Origin of the sequence: Ruegeria sp. (assembly GCF_965221235.1) — a bacterium.
Lineage (GTDB): Bacteria > Pseudomonadota > Alphaproteobacteria > Rhodobacterales > Rhodobacteraceae > Ruegeria.
Map to the genome: position 1 here is coordinate 21,912 of NZ_CBDCRS010000001.1, position 14,764 is coordinate 36,675.

General features: G+C 59.7%; 14 protein-coding genes. 7 read left to right on the forward strand and 7 right to left on the reverse strand.

Annotated features, from left to right (window positions below):
* The first annotated feature begins 62 nt into the window (after positions 1 to 62).
* Complete coding sequence (gene hemA, locus ACOQOY_RS00110; RefSeq protein WP_420583462.1) at positions 63 to 1,286, forward strand: 5-aminolevulinate synthase; 1,224 nt, start codon at positions 63 to 65, stop codon at positions 1,284 to 1,286.
* Positions 1,287 to 1,338: 52 nt separating this feature from the next.
* Here hemA and ACOQOY_RS00115 read toward each other — a convergent pair whose 3' ends face one another.
* From ACOQOY_RS00115 to ACOQOY_RS00145, 7 genes are all read right to left on the reverse strand, one after another.
* Entirely contained in the window at positions 1,339 to 1,569 is a 231-nt protein-coding gene (locus tag ACOQOY_RS00115; RefSeq protein ID WP_420583463.1) for a cytochrome C oxidase subunit IV family protein, read from the reverse strand.
* 59 nt (positions 1,570 to 1,628) lie between these two features.
* Positions 1,629 to 2,177 (reverse strand): cytochrome c oxidase subunit 3, encoded by a 549-nt coding sequence (locus ACOQOY_RS00120; protein WP_420583464.1) that lies wholly within the window; start codon positions 2,175 to 2,177, stop codon positions 1,629 to 1,631.
* Positions 2,174 to 4,096 (reverse strand): nitric oxide reductase activation protein NorD, encoded by a 1,923-nt coding sequence (locus tag ACOQOY_RS00125; protein WP_420583465.1) that lies wholly within the window; start codon positions 4,094 to 4,096, stop codon positions 2,174 to 2,176. Before ACOQOY_RS00125 ends, ACOQOY_RS00120 begins: the two co-directional genes overlap by 4 nt.
* Before the next feature lie 9 nt (positions 4,097 to 4,105).
* Positions 4,106 to 4,915, reverse strand: coding sequence for a CbbQ/NirQ/NorQ/GpvN family protein (locus ACOQOY_RS00130; protein ID WP_420583466.1), 810 nt, complete (start codon positions 4,913 to 4,915; stop codon positions 4,106 to 4,108).
* Positions 4,916 to 4,920: 5 nt separating this feature from the next.
* On the reverse strand, positions 4,921 to 6,288 hold the full coding sequence (locus ACOQOY_RS00135; protein WP_420583467.1) for a cbb3-type cytochrome c oxidase subunit I: 1,368 nt from the start codon (positions 6,286 to 6,288) through the stop codon (positions 4,921 to 4,923).
* 16 nt (positions 6,289 to 6,304) lie between these two features.
* On the reverse strand, positions 6,305 to 6,754 hold the full coding sequence (locus ACOQOY_RS00140) for a c-type cytochrome (RefSeq protein ID WP_420583468.1): 450 nt from the start codon (positions 6,752 to 6,754) through the stop codon (positions 6,305 to 6,307).
* Positions 6,755 to 6,852: 98 nt separating this feature from the next.
* Entirely contained in the window at positions 6,853 to 8,034 is a 1,182-nt protein-coding gene (locus ACOQOY_RS00145; protein WP_420583469.1) for an NnrS family protein, read from the reverse strand.
* A gap of 232 nt (positions 8,035 to 8,266) precedes the next feature.
* On the opposite strand from ACOQOY_RS00145, the gene ACOQOY_RS00150 reads away from it, so the two are divergent.
* The 6 genes from ACOQOY_RS00150 to ACOQOY_RS00175 all read left to right on the forward strand — a co-directional run bounded on the left by ACOQOY_RS00150 (position 8,267) and on the right by ACOQOY_RS00175 (position 14,763).
* Positions 8,267 to 9,943, forward strand: coding sequence for a cytochrome D1 domain-containing protein (locus ACOQOY_RS00150; protein WP_420583470.1), 1,677 nt, complete (start codon positions 8,267 to 8,269; stop codon positions 9,941 to 9,943).
* Between the two features lie 123 nt (positions 9,944 to 10,066).
* Entirely contained in the window at positions 10,067 to 11,851 is a 1,785-nt protein-coding gene (locus ACOQOY_RS00155) for a NapC/NirT family cytochrome c (protein ID WP_420583471.1), read from the forward strand.
* Between the two features lie 54 nt (positions 11,852 to 11,905).
* Positions 11,906 to 12,307: a cupredoxin domain-containing protein gene (locus ACOQOY_RS00160; protein WP_420583472.1), complete on the forward strand. Its 402-nt coding sequence runs from the start codon at positions 11,906 to 11,908 to the stop codon at positions 12,305 to 12,307.
* A gap of 188 nt (positions 12,308 to 12,495) precedes the next feature.
* The gene (gene cobA, locus ACOQOY_RS00165) at positions 12,496 to 13,257 is read left to right on the forward strand and encodes a uroporphyrinogen-III C-methyltransferase (RefSeq protein ID WP_420583473.1); all 762 of its coding nucleotides are present in this window, start codon (positions 12,496 to 12,498) and stop codon (positions 13,255 to 13,257) included.
* Positions 13,258 to 13,345: 88 nt separating this feature from the next.
* A complete protein-coding gene (locus tag ACOQOY_RS00170; RefSeq protein ID WP_420583474.1) occupies positions 13,346 to 13,618 on the forward strand; it encodes a c-type cytochrome in 273 nt (90 codons plus the stop codon).
* Complete coding sequence (locus ACOQOY_RS00175) at positions 13,618 to 14,763, forward strand: cytochrome D1 domain-containing protein (protein WP_420583475.1); 1,146 nt, start codon at positions 13,618 to 13,620, stop codon at positions 14,761 to 14,763. Before ACOQOY_RS00170 ends, ACOQOY_RS00175 begins: the two co-directional genes overlap by 1 nt.
* Position 14,764 lies beyond the last annotated feature (1 nt).

Below are 14,764 nucleotides of genomic sequence, written 5' to 3' on the forward strand. Positions count from 1 at the left end.
GTGGTGACGCGCATGCCTGACCTATCCTTAGTCCAAAGCCAGTAATCCGGGGAGCCCGCAAGATGGACTACGAGCGATTCTTTACTCAGAGCCTTGATGACCTTCGGGATGAAGGAAACTATCGGGTGTTCATAGATCTGCAACGCCGCTGTGGGTCTTTCCCGAATGCGCGGCAAACAGACGGGGCGGTGCAAAGGGATGTGCGCATCTGGTGCTCGAACGATTATCTTGGCATGGGTCAGCACCCAGCGGTGATTTCGGCGATGCATGATGCGCTGGATCGTTGCGGTGCAGGCGCGGGTGGGACGCGGAACATTTCCGGCACCACCCATGATCATGTGCTGCTTGAGGCCGAACTTGCCGATCTGCACAGAAAAGAAGCCGCGCTTCTTTTTACCTCGGGCTATGTGTCAAACTGGGCGGCGCTTGGGACGCTGGCGGCGAAAATTCCCGGACTTATCGTGTTTTCGGATGCATTGAACCATGCATCGATGATCGAAGGCATTCGACATTCGCGGGCGCAGAAGGTGATCTGGAAACATAATGATCTGGATGATCTCGAGGCGAAACTGGCCGCCGCCGACCCGGATGCGCCCAAGATGATTGCCTTTGAATCGGTCTATTCCATGGATGGCGACATCGCCCCGATTAAAGAGATTTGCGATCTGGCCGAAAAATACGGCGCGATGACTTACCTGGACGAGGTGCATGCGGTTGGTCTTTACGGCCCACGCGGCGGCGGCATTGCCGAACGCGAAGGTCTGATGGATCGCCTGACCGTGATCGAAGGGACGCTGGGTAAAGCGTTCGGCGTGGTCGGCGGATACATCGCAGCGTCAGCCGCCCTGTGCGATTTCGTGCGCAGCTTCGCCAGCGGGTTTATCTTCACCACCGCCCTGCCCCCCTCGATTGCCGCCGGGGCTGCGGCCTCGATCCGGCACCTGAAACAATCGAATTCCGAGCGTGATCTGCAAAAGGCCCGCGTGGCGCAGGTGCGCGAACGGCTGGATGCCGAGGGTATTCCTCATCTGCCCAACCCCAGCCATATCATCCCGGTGATGGTGGGCGATCCGGTGAAGTGCAAGTTCATCTCGGACACCCTGCTTGAGGAGTTCGGTATTTACATCCAGCCGATCAACTATCCCACCGTCCCGAAAGGCACCGAGCGTCTGCGGATTACACCGTCGCCTGTCCATACGGATCAAGATATCGACCATCTGGTTGGTGCGTTGTCGGTCCTCTGGCAACGCTGTCAGATCGCGCGGATGCCGATGGCCGCCCAATAAACAAAGCCTCCCTTTGCTTTGCAGACTGCCGTCCCTGTCGGGGCGGCTTTTTTCAGATCAGGTAAAGACCGAAAATCAACACCGAGAAGATGGTGAGAACCATAGTGAACCCGCGCAGCCACCTAGGGCTGTGCGCCAGATCAAGGTATTGCACCAGGATCAAACGCGCTTTGACCAGGGCGAGGGCCAGCACACCGGCAGCCGCTATCCGGGGGGAATCTAGGAGCGTTAACAGCGCTGACGTCAGGCTGAGCGCCAGAAGGCCAAGCCAAGCGCGGGTCAACGGGTCAGGACGCCTCCGACGGGAGTATTTGGGAAAAGATGAAGGTTCGGGCATCGCGATCATCCCAGCAGGTAGATCACAGGGAACAGCATGATCCAGACCAGATCGACCATGTGCCAGAACTGTGCGCCGGCCTCGATGTTGTTTGGATCATCTCGCCAGGTCACCAGCAGCAAAATCGCGACCCCCGCCAGAACATGGGCGGCGTGAAAGCCGGTCAGCAGGTAGTAGAACAGGAAGAACGGGTGGGTTTCATAGGTGATACCCTGCGCGGCCTTGCCGGTGTATTCCACGCCTTTGATGATCAGGAACACGATCCCCAGCGCCGCGGCCCCGGTCAGGGCAAGCCGGGATTTGATGCGGCGTTCGACGCGGCGCCAGCGCAGCGCTTGCGCGGCCAGATAGCCCGATGTGACCAGAACCGCCGTGTTGAAGGCTGCGCCGGTGCGATAAAGATGCGATTGCGCCTCGGCAAAGCCTGCGGGGTCGGTCAGGCGCACGCCCATGAAGGCGATAAGGCCCGCGCCAAAGACCAGCAGCTCTGAGATGATCAGCACCCACATCAGCAACTCGCCCGGAAGCTCGTCGATCAAGGAGGTGTCGCTCATGCCCCGACCAGCTGGCGGTAGATCTGCGGCAGCGCCATCGTCAGGCGGTGCGGGTCGGGGATGACGGCGAAACCGCCTTGTCCAAACATGCGTGGGAACCAGCTTTTGCCGGTTTTGTCGATGGTGACGCCAAAGACCGATTGCCCGGCTCGGCGTGCCTCGCGGATGGCCTGCCTTGTGTCTTCGATGCCATGGCGGCCTTCGTAATGGTCCAGATCGTTGGGCTTGCCATCGGTGATCACCAGCATTAGGCGTCGTTTGCGCGATTGATCTGCCAGATCGGCCGAACAATGGCGGATCGCGGCCCCTAGCCTAGTGTAGTGGCCCGGTCGCAATGAGGCGATACGCTGTTCGACTTTCGCACCCATCGGCTCATCGAAGCGCTTGCAGCGCTGCACATAGACGCGCTGGCGTTTCAGTGAGCTGAAGGTGTGGATCGCAAAATCGTCGCCGCAGGCATTCAGGCCCCAGGCAAGCGCGGCCAGTGCTTCGCGTTCGATGTCGATCACGGCGCGGCCCGTGACGGCGCTTTCGGTTGAGCGACTGACATCCAGCAGGATCGACACCGCCAGATCACGGGCTTCGGGGCGCGATTGCATCCAGATGCGTTCGGTGCCTTCGCCATTGGCGCAACGGTCGACCTGTGCCCGCACGGCGGCTTCGATATCCAGTTGGTCGCCGTCCAAATGGCCACGTGTCATCACGCGACCGGGGCGCAGTGCCTCGAACTGGCGTTTGACAGCGCGGATGCGCCGGGCGGTGGCGGGGTCTTTACCGAACTCGGCCGCGTCCTCGCGGATATCGGCATCCGAGAGCAGAACGTTGACGTGATCTGGCAGGTATTGACCGGTTCGTACGTCCCATTCGGGATAGAGGATGCGGCCCGACAGGCGTTCGCGGTTCACATCCTCAGGTGCCAAATCCAGATGTAGTTTCAACTTGGTTGGCGGCGCTTTGGAGATTTGGCCCAGCCCGATCTCTTCCTGATCGTCGGCGGCCTTTTTGGCGTTGTCGGGATCGTCGTCGTCGATGCGCCGGTTGATGTTCAGGAATTCGGCCCAACTGAGGATCGCCTCGAACTTGTGCAGGATGAAGCTGTCACTGCGGCTCGCCTGGTCCGATTTGCGGCGGCGGGCGCGGTGGGTTTTTTCGCCGGAGTCTTCGGGCGGCCCGTCGGTATCGGGGTTTTCGACCTCGTTATGTTCGGAAAAGCCAACGGCGCGCAGTTCGGGCCAAAGAGGAACGGGGCGGAAATGCTGATAGCCACGCGGTGCGGTCAGATCATCGTCCATCGCCAGTACCTGTTTGGCGTTCGGTGTCAGCGGTGTGGGATCGCCCAGCATGTGGCGGACCAGTTCTTCAACTGCTGCTTCAACGGGAGGCAGGCCTGGAATGTCACGATGATGCAGAACGCCTTTGCACAGCTCGGTGTAAAGCGGGCGCATCCCGGGGGCGTTGTCCAAGGTGGCCTCGACCATTTCTCGCGCGGCAATCAGCGCGCGCAGGTCAGCCCGCAGGGGGTCTTCTTCGTCAATGCGGGTTCCGGCATGGGCTGCCGCAGCGGCCAACCAGACATACAGCGCGCCGTTGGCCTCGCGCGCGGGGAAAACCGCTAGCCGGTCCGGCAGGCGCAGAACTTCGCCGTCGAAGGACGCGCGCGGCATCAGTTCGGCTTCGGTTCCCAGACGACGGCGCCAGCCCAACCGGTGGCGCGAAACCTCGGGTGAGACCGGGCGCAATTCCACGCCCGGACTACCCCCAAGCCCTCGAAAAAGGACGGCCAGCCGCCCCGCGACCTCTGAGAGGTCGACCGCGGCTCCATCATGCACCTGGGGTGCATCAAGGCGGCTGGCAAGGGTGTGCCACAGTTTCCCGATCGTTTCTTCGGGTTCCCATGGCTCGAAGTCGATCTTGACCATCGGCCGGCCTCACCCAAAGACAGCCGTGACAAGATCGAGGAGCCCGCGTTTGATATCCTCGTCATCGGTCAGAGGTTCGATCATCGCGGCAAGGATCGCGCGGTCAGTTGACATGCCCTGTGCGATCAGCGTCGCGGCATAGACGACCAGACGGGTGGAAACGCCTTCCTCAAGGTCCTGCCCCTTGAGCCCACGCAGCTTGTTCGCCAGACGGATCAGCGGCTTGCAGCGCTCCAGCGGCAAGCCACTTTCCTGCGCGACGACTTCGGCCTCCATCTGAGGCGACGGGAAGTCGAACTCCAGCGAGATGAACCGCTGCCGGGTCGAGGGTTTCAGGGTTTTCAGGATATTCTGATATCCGGGGTTGTAGGATGCGACCAACATGAAGCCGGGCGCCGCCTCAAGCTCCTCACCCGTACGGTCGATCGGCAGGATGCGCCGGTCGTCGGTCAGCGGGTGCAGGACGACGGTGACGTCTTTGCGCGCCTCGACAACCTCGTCGAGATAGCAGATCGCGCCTTCGCGCACCGCCCGGGTCAGGGGGCCATCGACCCAGACGGTCTCGCCGCCTTTCAGAAGGTAGCGTCCGATCAGGTCGGCAGCTGCCAGATCGTCGTGGCAAGCCACAGTGTAAAGTGGGCGGCCAAGACGGGCAGCCATATGGGCCACAAATCGGGTCTTGCCGCAGCCTGTCGGCCCTTTCAGCAGAACCGGCAGATCGTTGTTATACGCAGCGGTGAACACATCGCATTCATCGCCTTGGGCCAGGTAGAAGGGGGCGTTTGCCGCCCCCTCAGTCAGTTTCATGGATCCATCCATATCCATCACTCCGCAGGGGTTTCGGCTGCGCCGGGTTCAATGACCTCTTTCCGGGGAACCCAGATCGAGTAGATGAACAGCAGAGCGCCAAGAACCACGACCACACCAGAGCCAAGACGCATCCAGTAGAAGATCGCGATCTGGTCTTGGACGTCCATGAAGTAGTCACCGACCACACGTTGCATGTGTGTTTGCACGGTACCACCGAAAGTCAGCACGAAAGTCATGAAGACCATGCCGCTGGTCATCAGCCAGAAGGACCCCATGTTCAGCACCTGATTATACGGATCACGGTTCTTCAGGATCGGCATCGCGTAGGTGAAGATCGCCAGGTTGAGGCAGACATAGGCACCGTAGAAGGCCAGGTGACCATGCGCTGCGGTGATCTGCGTGCCGTGGGTGTAGTAGTTCACCCCATGCAGCGTGTGCAAGAAGCCCCAGACACCGGCCCCAAAGAAGGCCAATGTGGCACAGCCCAGAGACCACAGCAGCGCAGCCTTGTTGGGGTGGTCACGACGGCCCTTCCAGACCATGACGAAGGCAAAGGCCATCATCGCGAAGAACGGGATAACCTCAAGGCTTGAGAAGATAGAACCGATCCACTGCCAATACCCCGGCGTGCCAATCCAGTAGTAGTGGTGGCCTGTCCCGAGGATGCCCGAGAACAACGCGGCAGCGACGATGACATAAAGCCATTTTTCGACGACCTCACGGTCCACGCCGGTCAGCTTCAGCATCAGGTAGGCGAGGATCGAGGCCATGATCAGCTCCCACACGCCTTCGACCCACAGGTGGACGACGTACCACCAGTATTGCTTGTCGAGCGACAAGTTGCCGGGGTTGTAGAAGGCAAACAGGAACAGCAGCGCCAGACCCCACAGACCCAACAGAAGGATGTTGGTAATGGCGGTCTTCTTGCCCTTCAGTACGGTCATCGACACGTTGTAAAGGAACATCAACGCGGCCACGACGATGCCTGCCTTGACCCATTTGGGTTGCTCAAGAAACTCGCGGCCTTCTTTGCCCAGCAGCCAGTTGCCTTCGAACAGGTTGAAGACATAGGTAAGCACCACGCCCAGCGTACCGACCACCAGAATGATCAGCTGAAGGTAGGCCAATGTGGGCGAATGAATCTCACGCTCGGATTCTTCGGGGATCAGGAAATAGGCCGCGCCGAAGAAGCCCAACAGCAGCCAGACGATCAGAGAGTTGGTGTGCAGCATCCGCACGATGTTGAACGGCAGAAGCTCACTCAGGAAGTTCGGGAAAACATAGATCAGACCGGCCAGCAGTCCGCCGATCACCTGTATCGCAAACAACGCCATAGCTACCGCGAAGTAAGCATAGGCGATTTTTTGGGTTTCGTATTTCATTGCTCCGTTCCCTTTCTCAGCCAGCCTCATTGGGCGGCCAGCCCTGAGCGTCGATATTGTCCGTCCAGATCAGAAAGTTGGTCAGGTCACGGATCTCTTCGTCGCTGAGGTTGAAGTTGGGCATCTGCCGACGACCGGGAATTCCGGTCGGTTGCGCTTCCATCCAGCCCTTGAGGGCTTCAAAGGCTGATTCCGGGTCGTCCAGCACGCCCCAACGGGTCATCACATTTGCGACTTCGGGCGCAAAGTAGGCACCCTCGCCCATGATCGTGTGACAGTTTATACAGGCGTGCTTTTCCCAGACATGTTTGCCACGGATCACACTTTCATCGAGTTTCGCCGAGTTCTCGGAGTTCACGATATAAAGGTGCGAATGGGCCGACAGGGCCAGAAAGATGAGAATAAAGAACAGTGACCCGCCATAGAATATGTTGCGCGCCATGCTCTTGGTCATGACTTCTCGCATTGCGCTCTCCTTTGCGCAGATTAGCTAGTGTGCTCAGCATGGCGGCTGGGGTCCGGTGGCTCCTTAACGAAAGTCAAGACCATGGAAATGAAGTCAGATCAGCCCGATTTCGCAGTCTTTGGGCCGGTCAACGCGGGCCACATGGAAATCAGGTACAGCGCAAAGGCCGCGACCCATAGGCCGTCCGACAACAGCATGGCGACGAGATAACCGGCGTTCAGCTCAGCCCCGATCCAGCGAGACAACGCAGCCGCAGCCATCAACCCGTAGGCCACGACCATCGACCCAGGCGCGATCAGCGCGCGGCCACTGTGTCCAAGCGCCGCGCGGCTCATGACGGCAAGGGTCATTCCGCCAACGCAGCCGATACCCAGAACGTGAAGGGCAGCAACTTCGTTCCCAATGCCCAGCACGGCCAATCCCCAAAGGATCAAACCAAGCGCCAGCATGGCCAAGCCCAGATGCAACGCCAGCAGAATCGGTTGCCGGGCAGCCCAAACCGTGCGCCAGCGCGCCATGCGCAGGAATTGCACAACCCCCAAGGCCAGCGCCAAACTTCCGGAAACCGACCCGATGCCCAGACCCAACGCACCCAGCGGCAACAGCAAAGCCAGACCCATGCCTACCTTGTCGAGAATCGGCGACGAGACCGGCCAGCGCGCCTCGGGCACTTCAGCGCGTTTCATCGCATTGCGGGTGAAGGCAGGAGTGATGCGTCCGCCCAATATGGCGATCATCGCGCACAGAGTCAGAAGCCCTGCCCTCAGCCCGGTTTGCAATGTGTCATTGCTGACCCCCATCCAGTCCAGATGCGTCATCAGGTTGGCAATCCAGATGAAGCTCAGCAAAGCCAGAAAGACCATGTTCTGCGGCTTCGGGCGTTTGATCAGCTGCGTCAGTATCTTGGCCGCTAGAATTGGGACAAAAGCCAGATCGACCACGGCGACTATCGCCGGAGGAAGAGTGCCTGAAAACCACATCGCCATCCGACCAGCCAGCCAAAGTCCGGCAACGATGGTAATGAACTTCGCACGGGCCTCTGGCGCACCGGTCCAGTTGGGTACGGCGGTCAGGAAGAAACCACCCAGCGCAGCCGTGGCATAGCCAAAGATCATCTCATGCGCGTGCCACATCGGCGGGGTCATGCCGTAATCCGGTGCCAGATAAGGCACCGTCAGCCACAAGCCCCAGACCAGCCCGACAAACATGCCGTAGAGGCCCGCAGACAGAAAGAAAACACGAAACCCCTCACCAAGAACGCGGGTGATGATTGCGGGCATGGCTGCTCTCCTAGACCGTTTTCCCAGCCCTAGCATTCAGCCCTCACGTGAGACTTAACCAAAATCAAAACCGCAAAAACATGTGCCCAAAACCCAAATTTTCCTGAGGTTTTTTGGCTCTTTTTTCCAATCCGCCAACAGATTTGCACCCGCAGCGTTGACTTTCGTCAAGGAGTATCCACGCGCGATGTCTCACCCTTGGACCTGCCTCACCAGCAAATGGAGAGTGATCATGTCACTTGGAATCAGCTACAACAAAACTGGCCGCGCCTTCGGGGTCGGTTTGGCGATGCTGCTGGGCAGCGTCGCTGCGCCAGCTTTCGCCGAAGAGCCAACCCTGAGCAAGGAAGCCTTTGAATCCTCGAAACAACTGTACTTTGAACGCTGCGCCGGTTGCCACGGCGTGTTGCGCAAAGGGGCGACGGGTAAAAGCCTTGAGCCTTTGGTGGAAACAAAGAATGCCGATGGCACCGTGACCGAGTCCGGCACACTGAAACTGGGTCAGGACCGGCTTGAGAAGATTATCGCCTGGGGGACCGAAGGCGGGATGAACAACTTCTCGGACGTGATGTCCGAGGACGAAATCCGCGATATGGCGACTTACATCCAGATGGAGCCGCCCAAGCCGCCGGAAATGTCGCTTGAACAGATGTTGGCGACCCGCAAGGTCTATGTCGAACCCGAAGACTACCCGACCGAGCCGCTGCACGGCCGTAACTGGGAAAACTTCTTCGTGGTCATTGAACGTGACGTGGGCAAGGTGGCCGTGATCGACGGCGACACCAAAGAGGTGCTTGCGCACATTCCGACCGGTTATGCAGTGCATGTTCTGAAAGCGTCGGAGCACCACAAACTGGAAGAGCCGGAAAACCCGGGCCGCTTCTGGTACACCATGGGCCGCGACGGCAAGATGACCAAGATCGACCTGTGGCAAAATCCTGAAAACATGCTCGTCGCCGAGGTTACCATTGGCTATGACGCCCGCGACGTGGCCGTGTCGGGTGACGGTAAATACGTGATCGGTGGGGCCTATTGGCCGCCGCATTTTGCAATCGTTGATGCCCACACGATGGAGCCGAAAAAGGTCGTCTCGACCCGGGGCTACAACGTGGACGGGGATTATGTGGAAGAGGCCCGGGTGGCCGCAATCTACACCACCCCGAACGAGCCGACATGGATCGTGGCGGTCAAGGAACTCGGACAGTTGTGGCAGGTCGACTATACCGATCTGGACAACCTGCGGATCGACAAGATCGACAGCGCCAAGTTCCTGCATGACGGCTTCTTCGATCCGACCGGCCGCTTCTTCCAGATCGCCGCAAACGCGTCGAACAAGATGGTTGTGGTTGATACCGAGACCCACAAGCTGGAAGCGTTGATCGACACCGCGCCGCTGCCACACCCTGGCCCGGGCGCCAACTGGGACGACCCGAATTGCGGTCCTGTTGCCGGTACAACCCACCTGGGTGAAGGCACCGTGACTGTTTGGGGCAACGATCCCGAAGGTCGCCCGGACGATGCCTGGAAGGTCTGCTATGAGGTCGAAACCGACGGGCCCGGTCTGTTTATTCGAACACACCCGACCTCGGACTACATCTGGGCTGACCAGACCAAGCACCCCGAGCCTGAGATCCAGCAATCGGTGCAGGTCATCGACAAGGCAACCGGTGAGATCGTGAAAACGATCCAGATCACCGAAGAGGAAGGCAACGTCGCCGTCCACTTCGAGTTCAACCAGGATGGTTCCGAGGTCTGGGTTTCCAAGTGGAACCGCTCGACCTCGAAAGAGCCGAACGGTGAGATCGTAATCTTTGACGCCAAGACGCTGGAAGAGATCGGCCGCGTGAAGGGCCTGTTTGCCCCAACCGGCAAGTTCAACGTCTACAACCGGTCGAACCACGTCACCTGACGGGTTTGTAGGAACCAACGGAAAGGGCGGGCCCCTCGCCCGCCCTTTCCTCGTTTTCCCCTCAGCCAAACGCGCCGGTCTGACACGCCGGGCCAGTCAAGACAGCCATAACGGAGCCCGGATATGACCTCCGAACCGGATAAAAAACCACCGATCTGGCGCCGGTATTTCCTGTGGGGAATGCCCGTAGCCGGGATCGCCGCGGCCTTTGCCGCCGGCATCATCTTTTGGGGCGGGTTCAACACCGCCATGGAAGCCACAAACACCAAAGAATTCTGCGTCTCGTGCCACGAAATGCGCGATTTCGTCTATGAGGAATACACCGGCACGATTCACGACGTGAACCGATCCGGCGTCGGCGCGGTCTGTTCCGACTGCCACGTGCCCAAGGACTGGACCCACAAGATCATCCGCAAGATCAAGGCGTCCAAAGAGCTGTATGGCAAGATGGTCGGCAGCATCAACACACGCGAGAAGTTTGAAGCCAAGCGCGTGCATCTGGCGATGAATGAATGGGAGAGGATGAAGGCCACCGACTCGCGCGAGTGTCGTAACTGTCACGATTTCGAATCGATGATGCCCGAGTTCCAAAAACCCCGCGCCCGTCAGCAGCACCTGAACGCCATGACCGTTGGCCAAACCTGCATCGACTGCCACAAAGGGATCGCACATTCGGACGCCCGCGACCGGGCCGACGAAGACTATCTGGAACAGCTGGAAGCCCCGAACCCCGCGTTCATCCGCGAAATCCCGGCCGAATACCTAGCCAGCCTGGAGCGGATCGAAGCCAAGGAAGCCGCCGAAGCCGAGGCCGAAAAAGCCGCGCGTGTGGCTCAGCAGGAAGCTGTGCAGGCTCAGATCGCAGCAGCGGTTGACGCGGCGGTTGCGGAAGAACGGGCCAAAGCTTCGGGCAAAGAAGCGGCTGCACCGGCCGGTGGCGGTAGCGATGTCGGCACGAATGTCGATTGGGCTGCGGTACCAACTACGGATATGAAGCTGTTCTATCCCGGTCAGGCCTCGTTCGAATGGGTCCAGAACGGCAGATCCCACGGCGGCGCGCGGCCTCTGACCAAAGGTGGGGACAAATGCACAACCTGTCACGCCGCCGAACTGGATGCGATTGGAAGCAAGATCGTTGCTGGTGGTGAACTTGAGCCTACCCCAATCCCCGGCAAACGTGGCGTGATCGACGCAAGCGTTCAGGCGGCGCATGACGATGCGAACCTCTACATCCGCCTGCAATGGCCGGATGCAGGTCACAACCCGGCGCCGTTTGTCGACGGTGGCAAGATGGACCCCGACAACCAGATCAAGGTCGCCATGATGATCACCGGCACCGGGATTGAGTTGGGCGATCAGGTGGGTTGCTGGGCCTCATGCCACGCGGACAACAGCTATATGCCGTTTGATCCGGGCGCAGATGCGATTGCTGCAAATGGCGATGTATCCGGTCGTCTGACCAATCAGGATACAGTGACCAAATACATCAGCGAAAGCCGGACCGAGGTCGAAGTCAAAGGCCGTCGCGGCAAGGCGCTGGGTGGTTGGGACAAGCTGCAAGCGGCTGAGCAGATCGAGCAATATCTGGCCGACGGCACCTATCTGGACCTGATGCGGGTTTATGCGGACGGCAGCGCCAGCAATGGCTATCTGCTGGCACAGCGCGTGGTCAATGACGGCGAGATTGCCGCCTCGGCGAGCCTCGACGCTGGCGTATGGACCGTGGTCTTCACCCGTCCGCTGAACTCGGGCGCGCCGGGGGATGTCCCGCTTGAAACTGGCCAGACCTATACGGTCGGCTTTGCAATCCACGATGACTTTGCCGCCGCACGGTTCCACCACGTAACGCTGGATACCAGCCTGGCACTGGACGACGACAGCGCCTTTATCAACGTGGTCAAACAATAATGGACGGGGGCCGGGCAATCCGGCCCCTTTCGCCTAGAAGAGGAGATTTGGACGATGAAACCCCATCACCTTCTTCCTGCCCTGCTGCTTCTGGCCGCGCCCACATGGGCAGATGAAACCGCCGAACTATGCGCAGAGGCCGAAGACCGCTATGTCGAGCTGTTCGGTCAGCCCTCATCTGCCGTTGAGGATGCCGAGGTGGTTCTGATGTACAAATACACGTTCTGCCCGGTCGAGCTGACCGTGAAGGCAGGCACAACTGTGCGCTGGATCAATGTGGACAAACGCACCAGCCATTCGGTCCTGCTGAAAGATGGCAGCGAACCCGAAAGTGACCGGTTGTTCCCCGAGGAGTCGGTCGATCTGACCTTCCTTACCCCCGGACCGCAAGAATACCTCTGCGGCCCGCATTGGGAGACGCAGAACATGATCGGCATGATTACCATCGAACCCTGATACCGGGCAAATGCAGGCAAGACCAAAGGAGTGCGGGGCCAAATCCCGCGCTCCTTAACTTTAGTCAAGGAGGTTCAAATTCGGTTGCGGCAGTCTTGGCGCATGACACGCCCGGCTCACCCAGCAACGTCACCAGATCGCGCAGGACTTCCGGGATCCGAAGACATTCAGACCAAGCGAGTTTGCACATGAGCGGTAAGGTTTTTCTGATTGGCGCAGGCCCCGGCGACCCCGAGCTGATGACCCTGCGCGCGCTGCGGATGCTGCAAGGGGCGGATGTAGTGGTTTATGACCGTCTGGTCTCCGCCGATATTCTAAATCTGCACGCTGATGGCGCGCGTCTGATCCCGGTCGGCAAAGCGCCCAAGTGCCATACGGTGCCGCAAGATCGCATCAATGAAATTCTCGTCGAAGAAGCCCGCGCGGGTCACACTGTAGCCCGGCTGAAAGGCGGCGATCCGATGATATTTGGTCGTGGTTCGGAAGAGGCCGCGTTTCTGATGGCAAACGGTATTCCGGTCGAATACGCGCCGGGGATCACCGCTGCTCAAGGCGCGTCCTGTTCCACCGGTGTGCCTTTAACTCATCGCGGCCTTGCGACCTCAGTGCAATATGTCACCGGGCATCGGCAGGCTGACAAGGTTCTGGATCTGGATTGGAAACGTCTCGCCGACCCGGACTCGACGCTGGTTGTCTATATGGGCGTCGCCAATATCGGTCAGATCGCCATGGGGTTGATGACCGAGAACCTGCCCGGCGCGACCCCCGTTCTGGCGGTTGGCAAGGCCACAACCCCAGATGAACGTCGCATGGTGTCCCGGCTGGATCGGCTGGCCGCGGATGTGCGCGAGACCGGGCTGAAAGCGCCCACGCTTTTCATCATCGGCAAAGTGGTTTCACTATATGCGGAGCGACCTATCGCCGAAGTGTTGGAGCAGGCTCATGGCTAAGCTTGGCCCCAAAAGACCTGCGCAGCGGCAAGCTGCAGTAGGACGCAAGGGTTGGACCGCGCGAGCTGTTCTCACTTCTGTAGTCCTGTTGGCGACCACAGCTTTTGCCGCCGACACGCTCGACCCCAACGCCCTGAAACGCCTCGTTCACCAGGATTGTGGCTCGTGCCATGGACTGTCGCTGAAAGGCGGCCTTGGCCCCGATCTGCGATCCGAAACGCTTGAACATTATGACGCCGAGATTCTAACCGGCGTGATCCTTGATGGCATCCCCGACACTGCGATGCCCCCGTGGCGGCCGCTGATCAGCGAAGAAGAAGCCGAATGGATCGCCCGTTACCTGCTGGAACAGGAGGAATAATGAGACACATACTTCTCACCCTCGCCGCCACACTGTTGATGACAACCGCATATGCTGAACCCACCGCGACCGGCGATCTTGGGCTGGTGATCGAACGCGCCAAAGGCTCGGTCCTTCTGGTGGATCAGTCCGACCGGGCCGCGCTGGCTCGGATCGAAGGGCTGGGCGACTTGTCCCATGCCTCGCTCGTCTATTCACCCGATGAACGCTTTGCTTACGTGTTCGGCCGCGACGGTGGCCTGACCAAGGTCGATATCGTCACCCGCCAGATCGTTGACCGCGTCGTGCAGGCTGGTAACGCAATTGGCGGCGCAATCTCGGATGACGGCAAACTGGTCGCCGTGTCAAACTATGAACCCGGCGGCGTGCGCGTGTTCGATGCCGAGACGCTTGAGATGGTCGCCGACATTCCCACAGGAAGCAAGACAATCGGTCTGGTCGATGCGCCAGGCCGTCGGTTCGTGTTCACCATGTGGGACACGGGCGAAACCTGGATTGCCAATTTCGCGGAAGATGCGCCAGAGATCACCAAAATCCCCGATATGGGCAAAAACCCCTATGACGCGCTGATCACCGCTAATGGCCGCACCTATATCACCGGCCTGTTCGGTGAGGACGGTCTGACCGCGCTGGACCTTTGGGACGAGACGCCCAAACCCATCCGCGTGCTGCCTGACTATGGGCGCGGACAAGAGGAAATGCCGGTCTACAAGATGCCTCATCTGGAAGGCTGGGCGCTGACGGGGCGCGAGTTCGTTCTGCCTGCTGTAGGCCATCACGAGGTTCTGTGGATCGACGCCGACACGCTGTCCGAGACCGGGCGCACTAAGACACACGGCCAACCGGTCTTTGCCATGGCCCGGCCCGACGGACGTCAGGTCTGGGTGAACTTCGCCCACCCCCTGAATGACACAATCCAAGTGATCGACAGCGTCAGCAAAAAGATCATCCAAGAATTCGAACCCGGCCCCGCCGTGCTGCACATGGAGTTCACGCCTCGTGGGCATGAGGTTTGGATCAGCGTTCGAGACGCCAACAAGGTCATGGTCTACGACACCCACAGCTTTGAAAAGCTGCGGGAAATCGAGGCAGACAGCCCTTCTGGCATCTTCTTTACCGCGCGCGCACACAGAACGGGACTGTGAC